General features: G+C 71.7%; 17 protein-coding genes. 12 read left to right on the top strand and 5 right to left on the bottom strand.

All coding sequences use genetic code 11. The features are described 5' to 3' along the window. Nucleotides 1–80 precede the first annotated feature (80 nt). From EV662_RS09400 to EV662_RS09385, 4 genes are all read left to right on the top strand, one after another. Nucleotides 81–1,124, top strand: a complete 1,044-nt coding sequence (locus EV662_RS09400) for an aldo/keto reductase (RefSeq protein ID WP_132461913.1) — start codon at nt 81–83, stop codon at nt 1,122–1,124. A gap of 528 nt (nt 1,125–1,652) precedes the next feature. After that, a complete protein-coding gene (locus EV662_RS09395; RefSeq protein ID WP_132461912.1) occupies nt 1,653–2,573 on the top strand; it encodes a beta-keto acid cleavage family enzyme in 921 nt (306 codons plus the stop codon). Beyond that, nucleotides 2,570–4,021, top strand: coding sequence for a carnitine 3-dehydrogenase (locus EV662_RS09390; protein ID WP_132461911.1), 1,452 nt, complete (start codon nt 2,570–2,572; stop codon nt 4,019–4,021). The genes EV662_RS09395 and EV662_RS09390 overlap by 4 nt, the downstream gene beginning before the upstream one ends. Nucleotides 4,022–4,292: 271 nt before the next feature. Beyond that, on the top strand, nt 4,293–5,198 hold the full coding sequence (locus EV662_RS09385; protein WP_132461910.1) for a DMT family transporter: 906 nt from the start codon (nt 4,293–4,295) through the stop codon (nt 5,196–5,198). A gap of 13 nt (nt 5,199–5,211) precedes the next feature. Here the strand turns inward: EV662_RS09385 and EV662_RS09380 are convergent, their stop codons facing one another. Continuing rightward, the gene (locus tag EV662_RS09380; RefSeq protein WP_132461909.1) at nt 5,212–5,919 is read right to left on the bottom strand and encodes an NUDIX hydrolase; all 708 of its coding nucleotides are present in this window, start codon (nt 5,917–5,919) and stop codon (nt 5,212–5,214) included. Next, nucleotides 5,880–6,278, bottom strand: a complete 399-nt coding sequence (locus EV662_RS09375) for a DUF983 domain-containing protein (RefSeq protein ID WP_132461908.1) — start codon at nt 6,276–6,278, stop codon at nt 5,880–5,882. The genes EV662_RS09380 and EV662_RS09375 overlap by 40 nt, the downstream gene beginning before the upstream one ends. 204 nt (nt 6,279–6,482) lie before the next feature. Between EV662_RS09375 and EV662_RS09370 the strand changes: the two genes are divergently transcribed. The 4 genes from EV662_RS09370 (at nt 6,483) to EV662_RS09355 (ending at nt 8,873) form a co-directional block, all read left to right on the top strand. Next, entirely contained in the window at nt 6,483–7,319 is an 837-nt protein-coding gene (locus EV662_RS09370) for an EF-hand domain-containing protein (protein ID WP_132461907.1), read from the top strand. A 74-nt stretch (nt 7,320–7,393) separates the two neighbouring features. Further along, entirely contained in the window at nt 7,394–7,981 is a 588-nt protein-coding gene (locus tag EV662_RS09365; protein WP_132461906.1) for an RNA polymerase sigma factor, read from the top strand. Beyond that, on the top strand, nt 7,974–8,339 hold the full coding sequence (locus EV662_RS09360; protein WP_132461905.1) for a hypothetical protein: 366 nt from the start codon (nt 7,974–7,976) through the stop codon (nt 8,337–8,339). Before EV662_RS09365 ends, EV662_RS09360 begins: the two co-directional genes overlap by 8 nt. 3 nt (nt 8,340–8,342) lie before the next feature. Next, nucleotides 8,343–8,873: a periplasmic heavy metal sensor gene (locus tag EV662_RS09355; RefSeq protein WP_132461904.1), complete on the top strand. Its 531-nt coding sequence runs from the start codon at nt 8,343–8,345 to the stop codon at nt 8,871–8,873. 494 nt (nt 8,874–9,367) lie between these two features. Here the strand turns inward: EV662_RS09355 and EV662_RS09350 are convergent, their stop codons facing one another. Next, on the bottom strand, nt 9,368–10,084 hold the full coding sequence (locus tag EV662_RS09350; RefSeq protein WP_132462057.1) for an HAD family hydrolase: 717 nt from the start codon (nt 10,082–10,084) through the stop codon (nt 9,368–9,370). Between the two features lie 88 nt (nt 10,085–10,172). Continuing rightward, nucleotides 10,173–10,448 (bottom strand): DUF3572 domain-containing protein, encoded by a 276-nt coding sequence (locus EV662_RS09345; protein WP_132461903.1) that lies wholly within the window; start codon nt 10,446–10,448, stop codon nt 10,173–10,175. 114 nt (nt 10,449–10,562) lie between these two features. On the opposite strand from EV662_RS09345, the gene EV662_RS09340 reads away from it, so the two are divergent. The 4 genes from EV662_RS09340 (at nt 10,563) to EV662_RS09325 (ending at nt 15,645) form a co-directional block, all read left to right on the top strand. Further along, on the top strand, nt 10,563–11,966 hold the full coding sequence (locus tag EV662_RS09340) for a diguanylate cyclase (RefSeq protein WP_132461902.1): 1,404 nt from the start codon (nt 10,563–10,565) through the stop codon (nt 11,964–11,966). A gap of 208 nt (nt 11,967–12,174) precedes the next feature. Further along, complete coding sequence (locus EV662_RS09335; RefSeq protein ID WP_132461901.1) at nt 12,175–13,941, top strand: DUF4153 domain-containing protein; 1,767 nt, start codon at nt 12,175–12,177, stop codon at nt 13,939–13,941. 88 nt (nt 13,942–14,029) lie between these two features. After that, nucleotides 14,030–14,617, top strand: coding sequence for a heme NO-binding domain-containing protein (locus tag EV662_RS09330; protein WP_132461900.1), 588 nt, complete (start codon nt 14,030–14,032; stop codon nt 14,615–14,617). Next, nucleotides 14,614–15,645, top strand: coding sequence for a GGDEF domain-containing protein (locus EV662_RS09325; RefSeq protein ID WP_132461899.1), 1,032 nt, complete (start codon nt 14,614–14,616; stop codon nt 15,643–15,645). The genes EV662_RS09330 and EV662_RS09325 overlap by 4 nt, the downstream gene beginning before the upstream one ends. Nucleotides 15,646–15,655: 10 nt before the next feature. Here the strand turns inward: EV662_RS09325 and EV662_RS09320 are convergent, their stop codons facing one another. Next, nucleotides 15,656–18,760, bottom strand: a complete 3,105-nt coding sequence (locus EV662_RS09320) for an efflux RND transporter permease subunit (protein WP_132461898.1) — start codon at nt 18,758–18,760, stop codon at nt 15,656–15,658. Nucleotides 18,761–18,775: the final 15 nt, after the last annotated feature.

Raw genomic sequence — 18,775 nt, 5'->3', positions numbered from 1 at the left:
CCCCGGCTGTGGCGCTTGGGGGTTGCTCTTGGCGCCTCAGCCGATAACTCTGCGCGGGACCACAAGAACAGGGGACCACCATGAGACGAGTTGCGCTGGGCCGAACCGGGCTGACCGTGTCCTGCCTTTGCCTGGGCACCATGACCTGGGGCAGCCAGAACACCCAGGAGGAGGGCCACGCGCAGATCGACCTGGCGCTGGACCGCGGGGTGAACTTCATGGACACCGCCGAGATGTACCCGGTCGCCCCGATCAAGGAAGAAACCGTCGGCCGCACCGAGCGCATCATCGGCAACTGGTTCCAGGACACCGGCCGCCGGCACGAATGGGTGGTGGCGACCAAGATCACCGGCGCGGGCCAGAAGGCGGTGCGCGACGGCGCGCCGATCACGCCGGCGATCATTCGCGAGGCGGTCGAGGGCTCGCTGCGCAGGCTGCGGACCGATTACATCGACCTCTACCAGGTCCACTGGCCGAACCGCGGCTCCTACCATTTCCGCAAGAACTGGGCCTATGACCCCTCGGGCCAGGACGCGGCCGCCACGCTGGACGACATGCTGGCCTGCCTGGAAACGATGGGCGAGCTGGTGGCCGAGGGCAAGATCCGCCATTTCGGCCTGTCCAACGAAACCGCCTGGGGCATGGCGCAATGGCTGCGCCTGGCCGAGGCGCACGGGCTGCCGCGCGCCCAGTCGATCCAGAACGAATACTCGCTGCTCTGCCGCCATTACGACACCGACCTGGCGGAACTGGGCGTGAACGAGGACGTCACGCTTCTGGCCTACACGCCGCTGGCCGCGGGGCTGCTGACCGGGAAATACGCGGGCGACGTGACCCCCGACGGCACGCGGCGCGAACGCCAGCCCGACCTGAACGGCCGCATCACCCCCCGCGTCTGGGAGGCGGTGGCGGCCTATCTGGGCATCGCCAATACGCATGGGCTGGTGCCCGCGCAGATGGCCATCGCCTTCGTGGCGCAGCGGCCCTTCCCGGTGGTCCCGATCGTCGGCGCGACCTCGACCGAGCAGTTGCGCACCGTGCTGGGCGCGGCCGACGTGACCCTGTCGGACGAGGTGCTGGCCGATATCGCGCTGGCCCACAAGGCGCACCCGATGCCGTTCTGACCCGGCCGGGCGGCGCGGCGCGGGCCGGGCGCGTGGCGATCCGCCGCCGCCCGGCCGCCCCGCCCGCGCATGGGTACGCCCGGCGCAGCCTGTCCCAGGGCGCCTTCGGCAATGCCCGGGTCCGCAGCGCGGGCGCCCCGCCCGGCCCATGCCCGGGGCGTGGCGGCCCTTGGCCGCCGCTCCCGCCCGCGCGAAGGCGCAGCGGCCAAAAGCCGAACCCCGGCCGGTGCCGCCCCCCCTGCCTGACGCCGCCCCCTCGGACCGGGGCGGTCGATCCATGGCCCGCCGCGCCCGCGCAGGCCACCGGGCCGCGCCCGGAACGCCGCCGGACCTGCGCCGTCGCCCCGGGTGCCGCCCCCGCCCGCCGCCGTTCCCCCCGCCGTTCCCCCCCCCGCCCGAACACCCGCCACCAGGCCCCGGGCGTTGCATCCGTGGCACGCCCGCCACCCGGCGGGCGGGCGCGGGGGACCCGGGACTTGCCGCGGGGGCATGACCCGGCATTATCATCGGTGCGAACAGGGGATGTTCATGCCGCTCGAAATGAACCGCGAGGTCTTCGTGACCTGCGCCGTGACCGGTTCCGGTGCGACGCAGGACCGCAACCCGCACGTGCCGCGCAGCCCCGCCCAGATCGCGCAGGCCGCGGTCGAGGCGGCCGAGGCCGGCGCGGCGATCGTGCATGTCCATGTCCGCGACCCCGACACCGGCGCGCCGTCGCGCGACCCGCGCCTGTTCCGCGAGGTGACCGACCGCATCCGCGACGCCCGCCCCGACATGGTGCTGAACCTGACCGCCGGCATGGGCGGCGACCTGGTCCTCGGCCCGCCCGAGGCGCCGCTGCCGCCCTCCGGCCCCGGCACCGACATGGCCGGCGCGGCCGAGCGGCTGGCCCATATCGCCGAGTGCCGCCCCGAGATCTGCACCCTCGATTGCGGCACGATGAACTTCGCCGAGGCCGATTACGTCATGGTCAACACGCCCGGCATGCTGGCCGCCATGGGCCGGGCGATCACCGCGATGGGCGTGCGCCCGGAAATCGAGGCCTTCGACACCGGCCACCTGTGGCTGGCCAAGCGGCTGGCCGCCGACGGCGTGCTGCAGGCGCCCGCGCTGGTCCAGCTGTGCATGGGCGTGCCCTGGGGCGCGCCCGACGACCTGACCACCTTTCTCGCCATGGTGCACGCGGTGCCGCCGGGCTGGACCTTCTCGGCGTTTGCGCTGGGCCGCCACCAGATGCCCTATGTCGCGGCGGCTGTGCTGGCGGGCGGGAACGTGCGCGTGGGGCTGGAAGACAACCTGATGCTGGACCGCGGCGTGCCCGCGACCAACGCGCAACTGGTGGACCGCGCGGTCGGCATCATCGAACGGCTGGGCGCGCGGGTGATCGGCCCGGACGCGGTGCGCGCCCGGCTGGGCCTGGTGAAACGTGCGCCGGGGACGGCGGCATGACCGGGGTCGCCGCGATCCTGGGGGCGGGCGTGATCGGGGCGGGCTGGGCCGCGCGCTTCGCGCTCATGGGCTGGGAGGTGCGCGTCTTCGACCCCGACCCGGCCGCAGCCGCGCGGCTGGACCGGGTGATGGAGAACGCCCGCCGCGCGCTGCCGGGCCTTTACGACACGCCCCTGCCGCCCGAGGGCGCGGTGATCGTCGTCGACCGCATCTCGCAGGCGGTCCGGGGGGCCGAATGGATCCAGGAAAGCGTGCCCGAGCGGCTGGACCTGAAACGCACCCTCTACCAGAAGGTGCAGGAACATTGCGCCGACGAGGTGATCCTCGCCTCCTCGACCTCGGGCTTCACGCCGTCTGCGCTTCAGGGGCCCGCCGCCCGGCGCTGCCCGGTCCTGGTCGCGCACCCGTTCAACCCGGTCTACCTGCTGCCGCTGGTCGAACTGGTGGCCGCCCCCGACGCGCCAGCGGACATGCTCGACCGCGCGAAACAGGTGCTGACCGGGATCGGCATGGCGCCGCTGCACGTCCGCCACGAAATCGACGGCCATATCGCCGACCGGCTGCTCGAATCGCTCTGGCGCGAGGCGTTGTGGCTGGTCCATGACGGCATCGCCACCACCGAGGAGATCGACGAGGCGATCTGCCTGGGCTTCGGGCTGCGCTGGGCGCAGATGGGGCTCTTCGAAACCTACCGGATCGCCGGGGGCGAGCAGGGGATGGGCCATTTCCTGTCGCAGTTCGGCCCCTGCCTCAAGGCGCCCTGGTCGCACCTGACCGACGTGCCCGAGCTGACCGACGAGCTGGTGCGCACCATCGCCGACCAGTCCGACGCGCAATCGGGCACGCGCACCATCGCCGAGCTGGAACGCGCGCGCGACACCAACCTGGTGGGTCTCCTGCGCGCGCTGAAATGGACCGGTGCAGGGGCCGGCGCGCATCTGCGCCGCTTCGACGCGGCGCGGCAGGGCGCGGCGGGCGACATCGCCCGGCCCATCGTGACCCAGGACCGCGCGGTGCCGCTCGACTGGACCGATTACAACGGCCACATGACCGAATCGCGCTACCTCTACGCCTTTGCCGACGCGACCGACCGGTTCATGGAGATGATCGGCTGCGACGCCGATTACATCGCGGCCGGCAACAGCTATTTCACCGCCGAGACCCATATCCGCCACCTCGCCGAGGCCCATGCCGGCCAGCGCTTCCGCATCGAGACCACGGTGCTGGAGGGGGCGGGCAAGAAGATGCACCTGTTCCACCGGATGCTCTCGGGCGAGACCCTGCTGGCCACCGGCGAGCACCTGCTCCTGCATGTAAACCTTGAGACCCGCCGCTCCTGCCCGCCCGGCCCCGACCTCGCGCATCGCCTGTCCCGGATCGCCACGGCCCACGCGGCACTGCCCCGCCCCGACGGCGCAGGCCGCGCCGTGGGGCAGAAGCCGGGCTGACGGCTTCGGGCGGGCGGCCATCCTCGCCCTGGGGGCGGGGCAGGGGGGCTCTGCCCCCCGTCCTTCGGACTCCCCCCGGGATATTTCGGGCCAGAAGAAGTTCCTGACCTGCTTCTTCTGGCCCGAAATATCCTGGGGGGTCTGGGGGGCAAAGCCCCCCAGCCGGTCGCCTTGGCGCAGCCAAGGCGAAACCGAAAGGGCGCGACGAGACGGGCCGGGGGGCGTGCCGTTTCCCGCTCGACAGCGGGCCGGCTTGGTGGCAGGTCATGCCATGGCCCCCTGGATCCCGATCACGCTGTTCGCCGCCTTCGTGCAGAACCTGCGCTTCATGCTGCAAAAGCATCTCAAGGCGACGCGGCTGTCCACCGGTGGCGCCACCTTCGCGCGCTTCGTCTTTTCGGCGCCCCTGGTGGCGGCGATCGTGGCGGGTTACCTACTGGCCACGGGGCAGGGGCTGCCCGGGTTCACGGTGCGGTTCTGGGTCTTTGCCATGGCCGGCGGGCTGGCGCAGATTCTGGCGACGATGTGCGTCGTCGCGCTGTTTTCGCACCGCAATTTCGCCGTCGGCATCACCTTCAAGAAGACCGAGGTATTGCAGACCGCGCTGGTGGGGTTCGTGGTGCTGGGCGAGGGGGTTTCGCCGGGCGGGTTGCTGGCGATCCTGGTGGGCTTCGCCGGGGTGGTGCTGTTGTCGGATACGCCCTCCGCGGGCGGGCCGCCCTGGCACCGGCGCCTGTTCAACCGCGCCGCGGGGCTGGGGCTGGCCTCCGGCGTGTTGTTCGCGGTGTCGGCCACGGGCTATCGCGGGGCGACGCTGGCGCTGGGGCTGGACGACGTTTTCCTGCGCGCGGCGCTGACGCTGGCGGTGGTGACGGCGGCGCAAAGCCTGGCGATGGCGGCCTGGCTGGCCTGGCGCGAGAAGGGCGAGATCACCCGGGTGCTGCGTCACTGGCGGGTGGCGGGTCTTGTGGGGGTCACCTCGATGCTGGGCTCGGGCGGCTGGTTCCTGGCCTTCACGCTTCAGACGGCGGCCTATGTCAAGGCGCTGGGGCAGGTGGAGCTGATCTTCAGCTTTCTCGCCGCCACCTTCGTGTTCAAGGAGAAGACCAGCCCGCGCGAACTGGTGGCGATGGGGTTCCTGACCGCCTCGATCCTGATCCTGATCCTCGCCTTGTGAGGGCCGCCCCGGCCTAGCGCAGCCGCAGGAATTCCGAGCGCGGGCTGCGGTTGTCGAAGAACGGCACGCTGGCCGGTTCCAGCCCCGCCTTCAGCAGCCCCGCCACCTCGGCCAGCACGACCTCGGTGATGAAGGGCAGGTTGAAGCCGCGCACCTCGGCCAGCGGGATCCATTGCAGGCAGCCCAGCTCGTCCTCGGCGCCCGAGAAATCGTCGAGATCGTTGGCGATCGCCTCGGCCTCGACCAGGAAGAACCGCGCGTCGAACCGGCGCGGGCGGCCGGGCGGGGTGATCGCGCGAAAGATGAAGTGCAACCCCTCGGCCGTGGGCAGGTGCCCGGTCCGCGAGAACCCGCGCCAGCCCTTGGGCGCGGGGGCCTCCCACGCCCCGCGCCGGCCCAGGATCAGGCCGGTTTCCTCCCACAGCTCGCGGATGCCGGCGGTCACCAGCGCCGGGGCCAGGCCCGGGTCGGCCTCGGCCGACAGCCGCGCGCTGCAGGCCGCGCCCAGCGGGCCGGCCAGCGGCACGGTGGCGTCCACCGGGTCGACCGCGCCGCCGGGAAAGACGAACTTGTTCGGCATGAAGGCCGCGGACGCGCCGCGCTGGCCCATCAGGACCCGGGGCGCGGTGCCCGCATCGCGCAGCACGATCACCGTGGCCGCGTCGCGGATCGGCGGCTCTGCTATGTCTCGTCCCCGAAGCCGTGCATCCTCTTGGCCCATTGCAACGCCACCATCACCCCTTTCAGTCGGGGCAGAAGGTACAGCGCCAGCCCCACGCAGCCAATCGAGAAAACCGATGTCAGCACCAGGGGATCGGGCCGGAACGCCAGGAACGCCCACAACGCCAGCGGCGCGGCCATGAAGGCCACGATCAGCACCGTCAGATAGGCCGGCCCGTCATCGGAATGGTGGTGGTGCAAATCTTCCCTGCAGACCGGGCAATGTTCGCGCACGGTCAGATAGCCCGACATCATCGGGCCCGCGCCGCAATTCGGGCAGCGTTTGCACCAGCCACGCAAAAGCGCGGTCCCCAGCGGCCTCGGGTGCATGTCGATCATCGAGTGGTCAGTCGTTGCCATGTGGGCACGCCTCCGGCTTTGCGTGCAGTTGCCAAGCTAGTGAACGCGCCGGTCGTTAAAAGATGACGCACTGTCCTTGCGGCGGGATGTCGCAAAGAAATCCGAAAGCCTGCGACGGAACCGGCGGGCCGGTGCGTAACAGGATCGAAAGGCGGGTGCAGGGCGCCCGGCCGCGATGCAACGGACTGGAAAAGGAGACGGCAGATGGCACGGATAACGGGGCGCGTTTCGATGATGGCGCTGGCGATCGGCACGGTGGCGATCCTGGGCGCCGCGCTGCCCGCGGCGGCACAGGGCGCCGGGCAGGGCCAAGGCCAGGGCATGCAGGCCGGGCAGGGGCGCGGTGCGGCGCTGTTCGACCGGCTGGATGCCGATGACAGCGGGACGATCAGCCTCGAGGAATTCACCGCCCGCGCGCGCGCCCGTTTCGCCTATCTCGACGATGACGGCGACGGCGCGATTTCCGCCGACGAGGCGCAGGACCTGGGCCCCGCCGGGGGCGGCCGCCAGATGGCCGGGGCGCAGGGCCGTGGCGGGCGCGACGGGCGCGGCCAGGGCCGCCAGCAGGGCTGGACCGGCTGCCAGGGTGCCGGGCAGACGGGCATGATGCAGGGCTACGGCATGGGGCCGGGCCAGGGCTGCCCGATGATGCAGGGCCACGGGATGGGCCGCGGCCACGGCCATGGCATGGGCCAAAGCTATGGCATGGGACCCGGGCAAGGCATGGGCCAGGGCATGCGCGGCGGCGGCTACGGCCTGTTCGGCGGCAGGGAGGGGTCGGGCCCGATGGGCTATGGCGGCTTCGGCGACCCCACCCTGTCGGACGAGGACCGCGCCGCGCGGGCGCAATCGCTGGTCGAGATGCTGGACGCCGATGGCGATGGAAAGCTCAGCCCCGAGGAGATGGCGACCCGCCCCGGCCCGCAGATGATGTTCGACCGGGTCGATGCCGATGGCGACGGCACGATCACCAAGGACGAGTTCGATGCCGCGATCCAGCGCTTCGGCGGCCGCTTCGGCGCGGGGGGCGGCGCCCGCTGACCCTATGGCCGGCGGGGCCTGCACGCCCCGCCGGGCTTGCCGGGCCGGGGGCCAGCGGATAGGCCGGGGGACGCATGCCGATGCCTTTCGATGCCGAGCAAAGCGGGGAAACCGACGAGGCGTTGCTCCTGGCCTATGGCCGGGGCGATGCGGCGGCGGCGCGCGCGCTGACGCTGCGGCTGACGCCAAGGGTGCTGGGCTATGCCGCGCGGATGCTGCGCGACGCGGCCGAGGCCGAGGACGTGGCGCAAGAGGCGATGCTCAGGCTCTGGCGCATCGCGCCCGACTGGCGCCCGGGCGAGGCGAAGGTGACGACCTGGCTCTACCGGGTCGTGGCCAACCTGTGCACCGACCGGCTGCGCCGGCGCCGCGGGCAGGGGCTCGACAGCGTGCCCGACCCCGCGGACGACACGCCCGGCGCCGAGGCGCGGCTGATCGCGGCGGCGCGCGCCGAGGCGCTGGAAACCGCGCTGGCCAGCCTGCCCGAACGCCAGCGCCAGGCGGTGATCCTGCGCCATCTCGAGGGGCTGTCGAACCCCGAGATCGCCGCGGTGATGGAAATCGGCGTCGAGGCGGTCGAAAGCCTGACCGCCCGGGGCAAGAGGGCGCTGTCGGCCATGCTGGCCGGGCGGCGCATGGAACTGGGATTCGAAGATGACTGACCGGCAGATGAACGACACGGAACTCGAGGCGCTGTTCGCGGCGGGCCGCGCCGTGCGCGCCACGCCCTCGGCGGCGCTCTTGGCGCGGGTGATGGACGACGCCATGGCCGAGACGGGCGCGCGCGCCACCCCCGAACCCCGCCCGCACGGGGCGCCGCGGGGCGCGCTGGCCGGGCTGGTCGCGGCGCTCGGCGGCTGGCCGGCGCTGGGCGGGCTGGCCACGGCGGGCGTCGTGGGCATCTGGATCGGCTACGCCGCGCCGGGCGGGCTGGAGGCGGTGACCGCGGCGATGCTGGGCAGCGGCTACGACGTCACCGACATGGTGCCCAGCCTCGACACCTACCTGACGGAGGGCTGAGCGATGGCCGAGACCGAAACCCCCACCCCCGGAGCGCCGGACCCCCAACCGCCGCGCACCCGCACCTGGGTCCGCGTCGCGCTGGTGACAAGCCTCGCGCTCAACCTGCTGATCCTCGGCATCGTCGGCGGCGCGGTGATCGGCCACGGCCGCGACCGCGGCCCGCAGGCCACGATCGGCCCCGGCGATTACGGCCCCTATGGCCGCGCCTTCACCGAGGCCGACCGCGCCGCGCTGCGCGCCGCGCTGAAGGACCAGGCGCCGCGGCTCGGCCAGAACCGCGCGGCGGTGCGCGACGGGTTCCGCGACCTGCTCGCCGCGCTGCGCGCCGAACCCTACGACCATGCCAGGGTGGCCCGGGTGATGGAGACCCAGCAGGCGCGCGTCCAGGACCAGGCGGCGCTGATGCGCGGGCTGATGCTGGACCGCATCGCGGCGATGCCCCCCGAGGCCCGCGCCGGCTTCGCCGACCGGCTGGAACGCGTCCTGCGCCGCGGCCCCCCGCGCGAGCGCGACCGCGGCGCGCGCCCCTGATCCGGGCGCGCGCGCCCCACCCGACGGGAAGGATGGGGGCGGGAAGGATGGGGGCGGGAAGGATGGGGGCGGGAAGGATGGGGGCGGGAAGGATTGGGGCGGGAAGGATGGGGTTTCGCCTTGGCTTCGCCAAGGCGACCGGGGCCGGGGGCTGACGCCCCCGGCCCACCCCGCGACGACCCCGCCGACCACCCCCAAGCCGCTCCGGGCCTCGACCCGGCCGCCCGGCCCGGACCATCCCGGGCCCCGTTCCAGACCCGGCCGGGCCGTACCGCCGAACCCGCCCGTCCCCCCGCCGGGGCCCATGCCGCGACCCGCCACCCGCACCCGGCCCGAAAGCCAGACCGCCGCTCCCCCGCCCCCGGAAAACGACCCCTCCCCCAATGCCCCGCCTCGTGCCTTCTTCTGGCGCGAAATATCCCGGGGGGAGTCCGAAGGACGGGGGGCAGAGCCCCCCCAGAGTCCCCCCGGCCGCCCCCGACCCGCACGGCGGATCACGCCCGCGGCGGCAGCCCGGCCAGGCGGTCCAGGAAATCCGGCAGGTGGCCGATATCGGGCAGCACCGCGTCGGCCAGGTCGGCCAGGTCCTCCGCCGCCGCGATCCCGGTCAGAACCGCCGCCGTCGCCATGCCCGCCCGGCGCCCGGCCAGCAGGTCGTGGCGGCTGTCGCCCACCATCAACACCTCGCCCGGCCTGCGGCCAACCGCCGCGGCAAAGGCCAGCAACTGGCCCGGCGCGGGCTTGGCGCCGTGGCCGCTGTCACAGCCCGCGACGAAATCCACCCGGTCGGCGATGCCGGCGGCGGCCAGGTGGGCGCGCGCCGGGGCCTCGGCCTCGTTGGTCGCCACCCCCAGCGCCAGGCCGCGCGCGGCCAGCCCGTCCATCAGCGGGCCCAGCGGCACCGCCGGCACCATCCTGGCCGCCGCCGCCTGGGCATTCATCGAGGCCACCAGGTCGTCCACGCGGTGCCCGGGCAGGTGCGGCACCATGCGCCGGGCGATCTCCTCGGCGGTCGAGGCGATGGCGATGCTGTCGCGCCGGAACCGGCGGGTGGCGGTGTCGAACCCCACCGCCGCGGCCAGCGCGGCGTGGCGCCCGTGATCGCCCGCGGCCAGCCCCTCCAGCAGCCGCGCCGCCCAGCCGCCCCAGCTGGCCTGAAAGTCGAACAGCGTGCCGTCCTTGTCGAAAAGGATCGCCGTGATCCGGTCCATCATCGCCATCTTCCCCCGATACCGGTCCTCCATGACACCCACGCGAACGTGATGGCGCGCCCCGCGCGGCGCCGAGAACCCGCCCCGCTCAGGTCCAGTGCGGATCCGCCCCCCCCGGCAGCGCCGCGCGCGCGCGCATCACCGCCTCGCCCGGCAGGCCCGCGTGCCGGCAAAAGGCCAGCACCCAGGCATCGTCCATCAACAGGAAATCCAGCACCGAGGCCAGGAATTCGGGGTCGTCCGCCCGCGCGCGCAAATCGTGCTCGCTGGCCCCGGTCGCCCCCAGGAAGACCGGCAACAGCTCGTCATCGCCCACCAGCCAGGCCAGCGCGCCCAGCGCGACCACATCGGCGGATTCCCGCATCGCCGCTTTCTCCCGATTTCCGTTAAAGGGTTTGTTAACACTTCCTGCCCAAGACTGAACCTCGAAAAATGTCTGTAAAAAGTTCTCTTTATTCTAAACAGGGGAGCGGCGCCGATGTCCCGGCGAATCCTGATAGTCGACGACGTGGCCACCAACCGCATCGTGATGAAGGTAAGGCTGAGCGAAGCGCATTACGAGGTACTCCAGGCCTCCGACGGGGCCGCGGCGATCACCGCGGCGCGGCGTGACCGGCCCGACCTGATCCTGCTCGACATGACCCTGCCCGACATGGACGGGGCGGACCTGTGCCGCCGGCTCAAGTCGCATCCCGAAACCGCCGCGATCCCGGTGATCGTGGTCACCGCCGCGCGCGCGGCCGATGCCAAGATGCGCGCGCTGGAATCCGGCGCGGACGAGTTCCTGTCGAAACCGCTGGACGAGATGATCCTGCTGGCGCGCGTGCGCAACCTGCTGCGCGCCCGCGAAACCGCCGAGGAACTGACGCTGCGCAACGGCACCCACCGCGCGCTGGGCTTTGCCGAGGCGGCCGAGGCCTTCGTGGGGCCGGGCCGCATCGCGCTGATCTCGGCCGATCCGCGCACGGCCCGGACCTGGCGCGCCGCGCTGGCGCCGCTGGTATCGGACACGCTGACGACCATCTCGCGGGCCGAGGCGCTGACCCCGCCCGAAGGCAGCCCCGCCCCCGATGTCTTCGTGATCGACTCCCAGCTTGCCCCCCAGGGCGCCGGCCTGCGCCTGGTCTCGGAACTGCGCGCCCATGTCGCCACCCGCCATGCCGCGGTGCTTGTGGTGGTGCCCGAGGCCGCCCGCGAAGCCGCCGCGATGGCGCTGGACCTGGGCGCCAACGACCTGATCGTGGGGCCGGTGGACCCCCAGGAACTGGCGATCCGCATCAAGGCCCAGCTGCGCCGCAAGAATCAGGCCGACCGGCTGCGCGCCACGGTCGAGGATGGCTTGCGGCTGGCGGTGACCGATCCCCTGACGGGGCTGTTCAACCGCCGCTACGCGCTGCCCCACCTGGCCCGCATCGCCGAGCGCGCCGCCGAAACCGGGCGGAACTACGCGGTGATGCTGATCGACCTGGACCGGTTCAAGCGGGTGAACGACCGCTATGGCCACGCCGCGGGCGACGCGGTGCTGGTCGAGGTGGCGCGCCGGCTCAAGGACAACCTGCGTGCGGTCGACCTGGTGGCCCGGATCGGCGGCGAGGAATTCATGGTCGCCCTGCCCGAGACCGATCCCGACCGCGCCTGTTCCACCGCCGAACGGCTGCGCAGCCTGGTCGGCGAACGCCCGGTGACGCTGCCCGGCGGCGCGGGCGAGATCGGCGTGACCATCAGTGTCGGCGTGGCCTTCGGCAGCGAACGGCCGCTGGCCGCGGGCGATGCCAATGTCGAGGCCGAGGTCACCGCGCTGATGGAACAGGCCGACCGCGCGCTTTACGGCGCCAAGGCCTCGGGCCGCAACACCGTCGAGGTCAGCTGCACCGCGGCCTGACGCGCCGAACCGCCCCCGCCATGCGCCCGCCGTGCCTGCGGCGGTCTGCCCTTCCTCCCGAATTCCCCCTGTCCCCCGGCCCCCCCCCCGCGCGTGCGCGGGGTATGGTGTATCCCGTGCACCCCCTTCGCCTCCGCGCGCTGCCCGGCCTCTGGCCGCCGCCGCGGGGCGGGTTTATGCTCGCCCCGACGGCACAGGGAGGCAGGCGATGGGCGAGACGGCGGCGGCCCCGGCGGCGGGGCGGATCACCCTCGGCGGGCTGGGGCTCTTGGCCGGGCTCTCGGCCTGGCTGTTGCGCGACCTGTTGCCCGACCGGATGGCCGATGCGCCGCGCGTGCTGCTGTTCCTCACCGCCCTTTGCACCGCGTTCTTCTCTGCCGCGCTGGCGCTGGCCGGGCCGTTGCCGCTGCGCCGGGCGCTGGGGGCGGCGGCGCTGGTGGCGCTGCCGCTGGCGGGGCTGATGACCTGGGCCAGCCTGCGCTTTGACGACGTGGCCGGCTTCCTGGCCAGCGGGCATCCCTGGCCGGGCTTCGCGCTGTTGCTGGTGCTGGCGCTGCCCTTCCTGGTCGCGGGGCTCGGGCAGGGCACGCGGATGACCGATTACGCGGTGCTGTTCGGCCAGTCCTGGATGATCGTCGTGCGCCTGGCCGCGGCCTGGCTGTTCGTCGGGCTGGTCTGGGGCGTGCTGTTCCTGTCGAACGCGCTGCTGGAACTGGTGGGCATCGACCTGATCGAGCGGCTGATCGACCGCCCCGAGGTGCCCTACCTGCTGACCGGCGCGGTGCTGGGGCTGGCGCTGGCGGTGGTGGGCGAGCTGTCCGATTTCGTCTCGCCCGACCTGGTGCTGCGGCTGTTGCGGCTGCTCTTGCCGGTGGTGCTGGTGGTCAACGCGGTGTTCCTCGCCGCGCTGCCGTTCCGCGGGCTGTCGAACCTCTTCGGCGAGTTTTCCGCCGCCGCCACGCTTCTGGCGATGGCCTTCGGCGCGGCGACGCTGGTCTCGACCGGCCTGGACGCCGCCGAGGACCGCCGCGTGCCCGGCGGGCTGACCTGCTGGTGCTGCCGGCTGATGGCGCTGATCCTGCCGGCGCTGGCGGGGTTGGCGGGATTCGCGATCTGGATGCGGGTCCAGCAATACGGCCTGACGCCCGACCGCATCGTGGCCGGGGCGCTGGCCGCGCTGGCGCTGGGCTACGGGCTGGCCTATGCCGCGGCGGTGCTGCGGGGGCGGGGCTGGGGCGACCGCATCCGGCGGGCCAATGTCGCCATGGCCCTGGTCGCGATGGCGGTGATCGTGGCCTTCTTCACCCCGCTGATGAACCCCCAGCGGCTGTCGGTCGCCAACCAGCTGGCCCGGTTCGAAAGCGGCCGCATCGATGCCCAGGCGCTCGACCTTTGGGCGATCGGGCGCGACTGGGGCCGCGCGGGGCAGGCGGGGCTTGCCCGGCTGGCCGCCCTCGATGACCCCGGGCTGGCCCCGCGGCTGGCCGCGCTGGATGGCGCCGCCACCCGCTATGCCTTTGAACGGGCGGGCGAAACCGACGATGCGGCCCGGCTGGCCGCCGACCTGGCGGCCCGGCTGCCGGTGCGCCCCCGCGGCGCGACCCTGCCCGAGGGCCTTCTGGCCAGCCTGCGCCTTTGGGAATTGCAGCAGATCGGCCGGGCCTGCACCTATCGCACCGCGGGCGGCAACCCGGGCTGCGTGGCGGTGCTGGCCGATTTCTCGGAACCGCGCCCCGGCGACGAGGTGCTGATCGTCGCCCACAACCCGGCGGGCGCGCTCTTGGTGCGGGCCTATTTCGCGCGCGAGGACGGCCCCGGATTCGCCATGCGCAGCCCCGAATTCCTGTCCGGCGGCGATTTCTACCGCGCCCCGGACGACGCCATCGACGCGCTGATCGCGGGCGATTTCCGGCTGGAACCGCAGACACTCAACGCGCTCAGCGTGTCGGGGCGGACGCTGTTTTTCGGGCGCTGACCCGGCGGCGGCGCTTTGCCATTTGTTAATGCGTTGGCGGCAGAGTGACGGCGTTTAGTGAGGATGCCGTTTCTGCGGAGCGTATTCGATGCACGGTCTCATCAACCGCGCGATCCAGTGTTTTCTAGGCGACACCTATGGCGCGGAATGCTGGTCGCATGTGGCACGCGTTGCCGGGGTCGAACCCGGCGGCTTCGAAGCCATGCTGACCTACGAGGATGCGCTGACCGACGCGGTCCTGGACGCCGCCGTCGACCGTGTCGGCCTGCCCCGCGAGATGCTGCTCGAGGACCTGGGAACCTATCTCGTCTCGAACAAGGAATTCGAGGCGCTGCGCCGGTTGCTGCGCTTCGGGGGCGAGAATTTCCTGGAATTCCTGTTCACCCTGGACGACCTGCCCGAACGCGGGCACCTGGCCGTGCCCGATCTGGAACTGCCCGATCTCGAACTGTCCGAGGATGCCGAGGACGGGTTCGTGATCCACTGCCGGGGCGGCTGGCCGGGGGTGGAATTCGTCGTTCAGGGCATGTTGCGCGCGATGGCCGACGATTACGGCGCGCTTGCGCTGCTGGACGTGATCGACCGCAAACCCGGCCGTGCCACCCTGACGGTCAGCCTGCTGGACGCGGCGTTCCATGCCGGGCGCAGCTTTTCACTTGCGGCGGGGGGGCGATGAACGCTGTTTCCGAATCCTGGGCCTGCGCGGCGCTGGTCGGGCTGGATGGCCCGGCGCTGGGGCGGCTGATGCCGATGCATCTGTACCTGTGCCCCGAGGGCCGCGTGCGCCATGCCGGGCCCACGGTCGAACGGCTGGCCGGGGGCAACCTTTGCGGCCGCCCCTTCGCCGAGGTGGTGACGCTGCGCCGCCCGCGCGCCGCCGCCGACATGGCGGGGCTGCTCGCGCTGGCGGGCCTGCCGCTCAAGCTGACCCTGGCGGCGGAACCCGTGCTGTCGCTCAAGGGGCTGGTGGTGGCCCTGCCGGACGGCGAGGGGGCGTTGCTGAACCTGTCGATGGGCATTTCCCTGCTGGACGCGGTGGGCAAGTTCGACCTGACCCTGCACGATTTCGCCCCCACCGACCTGGCCGCCGAACTGCTCTACCTGACCGAGGCCAAGTCCGCCGTCACCGGCGAGTTGCGCCGCCTGGCCCAGCGGCTGAACGGCGCCCGCGTCTCGGCCGAGGAAAAGGCCGCGACCGACATTCTGACGGGCCTTGGCAACCGCCGCCGCCTGGAGGCCACGCTCAAGCAGTTCCTGGGCCAGGGCCGGCCCTTTGCGCTGATGCATATGGACCTGGATTACTTCAAGCAGATCAACGACACCCATGGCCACGCGGTCGGCGACGTGGTGCTGTGCGAGGTGGCGGAAAGGCTGACGGACGAATGCCGCGTTCAGGACGTGGTCACCCGGGTCGGCGGGGACGAATTCGTGATCCTCGCCGTCGACATCGTCGACCCGCTGCGGCTTGAAAAGATCGCGCAGCGCCTGATCTCGCGGCTGGAAAACCCCATCCAGGTCGAGGGGATCGACTGCCGGATCTCGGCCAGTATCGGTTTGTCCGTCTTTACCCGGCACAGCGCGCCCGACCCGGCCCGCCTGATGCGCGAGGCCGACATGGCGCTGTATGAATCCAAGGGCGCGGGGCGCGCCCGCGTCACCGTCTACATCCCGCCCGAGCCGCCCGCAGGCGGCGACCCGGGCTGAGGGCCGGGCGCTATTTCGCCATCCGGCCCCCCGCCAGCCGCCGGATCGCCACATAGAACAGCGGCACGAACAGCACGCCCAGGATCGTCGCGGTCAGCGTGCCGCCCAGAACGCCGGACCCGATCGCCGTGCGCCCGCCCGACCCCGCGCCCGTGCTCAGCACCAGCGGCAGCACCCCCAGCGTGAACGCCATCGAGGTCATGATGATCGGCCGGAACCGTTGCCGCGCCGCGTCGCGCACGGCGCTCAGCAGGTCTTCGCCCGCCTCCTGCCGGTCGCGCGCGAATTCCACGATCAGGATCGCGTTCTTGCCGGTCAACCCGATCACCGTCAGGATCGCCACCTGGAAGAACACCCCGTTCTCGAACCCGCCCAGCCACGCCCCCAACAGCGCGCCCAGCACGCCGATGGGCATGGCCAGCATCACCGCGAAGGGGATCGCCCAGCTTTCGTACAGCGCCGCCAGGCACAGGAACACGGCGGCCAGCGACAGCGCATACAGCAACGGCGCCTGGTTGCCCGATTCGCGTTCCTCCAGCGACAGCCCGGTCCAGGCCACGCCGAACCCGGGCGGCAACTGCCCCGCCAGCCGCTCGATCTCGGCCATCGCCTCGCCGGTGGTCACGCCGGGCGCGGGGCCGCCCTGCAACTGCATCGCCGGCACGCCGTTATAGCGCGTCAGCCCCTGCGGCCCGAATTCCCACCCGGCCGTGGTAAAGTTGGAAAACGGCACCAGCCCGCCCGACGCGTTCCGCACCCGCCACAGCTCGATATCGGCGGGGGTGGCGCGCGCCTCGGGGGCGCCCTGGACATAGACCCGCTTGATCCGGCCACGGTCGACGAAATCGTTCACGTAACGCCCCGCCCAGGCGATCGAAAGAAGCTGTCCGACATCGGTCGCCGACAGCCCCATCGCGCCCGCCGCGCGCCAGTCGATATCCAGCTTGAACTGCGCCGCGTCCTGCAGCCCGTTGGGCCGGATCGACCCGATCAGCGGGCTTTGCGAGGCCATGCCCAGCAACTGGTTGCGCGCGGCCAGCAATTCCTCGTGGCTTTGCCCCGCGCGGGCCTGCAGGTAGAAATCGAACCCCGACACGTTGCCCAGCTCGATCACCGAGGGCGGCACAATCGGGAATACCATCGCGTCGCGGATCTGGCTGAACGCGCCGAACGCGCGCCCCGCGATGGCCTGCACGCTTTGGTCGGGGCGGGGGCGTTCGTCCCAGTCCTTCAGCTGGACGAAACCCAACCCCATGTTCTGCCCCCGGCCCGCAAAGCTGAAGCCGACGACCGTGAACACCGATTTCACGTTTTCGGCCTCGCCGTTCTGGTAGAATTCGCGCACCTGCTCGGCCACCGCCTGGGTGCGTTCCGCCGTGGCCCCCGTCGGCGCCTGGATCAGCGTGAACAGCAGGCCCTGGTCCTCGTCGGGCAGGAACCCGGTGGGCGTCTTGACGAACAGCCAGCCCATCGTGACCGCCAGCATGACATAGATGATGCCCACCCGCAGCGGCCGGCGCACGATCCACCCGACCGACCCGGCATAGCCGCCCGTCAGCCGGTCGAAGAACCGGTTGAACCAGCCGAACGGCCCGCGCTTGGCGTGCTGGACATCCTTGGACCGCAGGATCGAGGCGCACAGCGCCGGCGTCAGCGTCAGCGCCACCAAGACCGACAGCGCCATCGCCGAGACGATGGTGATCGAGAATTGCTGGTAGATCACCCCGGTGGACCCGCCGAAGAACGCCATCGGCACGAACACCGCCGACAGCACCAGCGCGATGCCCACCAACGCCCCGGTGATCTGGCCCATGGATTTCCGCGTCGCCTCGCGCGGGTCCAGCCCCTCTTCCTCGATGATGCGTTCGACGTTTTCCACCACCACGATGGCGTCGTCCACCAACAGGCCGATGGCCAGCACCATCGCCAGCATGGTCAGCGTGTTGATCGAGAACCCGAAGGCCGCAAGGATGCCGAACGTGCCCAGCAACACCACCGGCACCGCCAGCGTCGGGATCAGCGTGGCGCGGATGTTCTGCAGGAACAGCAGCATCACCAGGAACACCAGCACGATCGCCTCGACCAGGGTCTTGGCCACCTCCTTGATCGAGATTTCCACGAAGGGCGTGGTGTCATAGGGGATCACGTAATCGACGTTCTCGGGGAAGAACTCGGCGAATTCCTCGATCTTGGCCTTGACCCGGTCGGCGGTGTCCAACGCGTTCGCGCCGGGCGCCAGCCGGATCGCCATGCCCGCCGCGGGCTGGCCGTTGCGCCGCGCCACGGTGTCATAGCTTTCGGCCCCGATCTCGACCCGCGCCACGTCCTTCAGCAGCACGAGGCCCCCGTCGGTTTCCGCCCGCAGCACGATCTGTTCGAAATCCTCGGGGCTGGTCAGCAGCGATTGCGCGGTGATCGTGGCGTTCAGTTGCTGGCCCTCGGGGGCGGGCAGCGCGCCGAACGACCCGGCCGAAATCTGCGCGTTTTCTTCGGACACGGCGGCGACCACGTCCGATGGCGTCAACTCGAACGCGGCCAGTTTCGCCGGGTCCAGCCAGATCCGCATCGCGTATTGCGACCCGAAGACCTGCACCTCGCCCACGCCCTCGATCCGGGCGAAGGCGTCGACCAGGTTCGATTCCATGTAATCCGACAGGTCCACCTGCTCCAGCGACCCGTCGCTGGAGATCAGCGCGATCACCATCAGGAACCCGGCCGAGGATTTGCGCACGCTCACCCCCTGGCGCTGCACCGTCTCGGGCAGCAGGGGCGTGGCCTGCGCCAGCTTGTTCTGCACCTGCACCTGCGCGATGTCGGGATCGGTCCCGGTCTCGAAGGTCAGCGTGATCTGCGCCTGCCCCGCCGAGGTGGACGACGACGAGATATAGCGCAGCCCGTCCAGGCCGGTCATCTGCTGTTCGATCACCTGCGTGACGGTATTGGCCACCGTGTCCGCCGAGGCGCCGGGATAGGCGGCCTGCACGCTGACGGATGGCGGCGCGATCTGCGGGTATTGCGCGATCGGCAGGCTGAAGATCGACAACAGCCCGATCCCCATGATCAGGATCGAGATGACCCAGGCGAAGACCGGGCGGTCGATGAAGAAACGGGCCATGGGCAGGGGTCTCCG

The sequence above is a fragment of the Rhodovulum marinum genome, from assembly GCF_004343075.1.
In the GTDB taxonomy this organism is placed as follows: Bacteria; Pseudomonadota; Alphaproteobacteria; order Rhodobacterales; family Rhodobacteraceae; genus Rhodovulum; species Rhodovulum marinum.
This window is presented reverse-complemented; position numbering and strand designations above follow the sequence as displayed.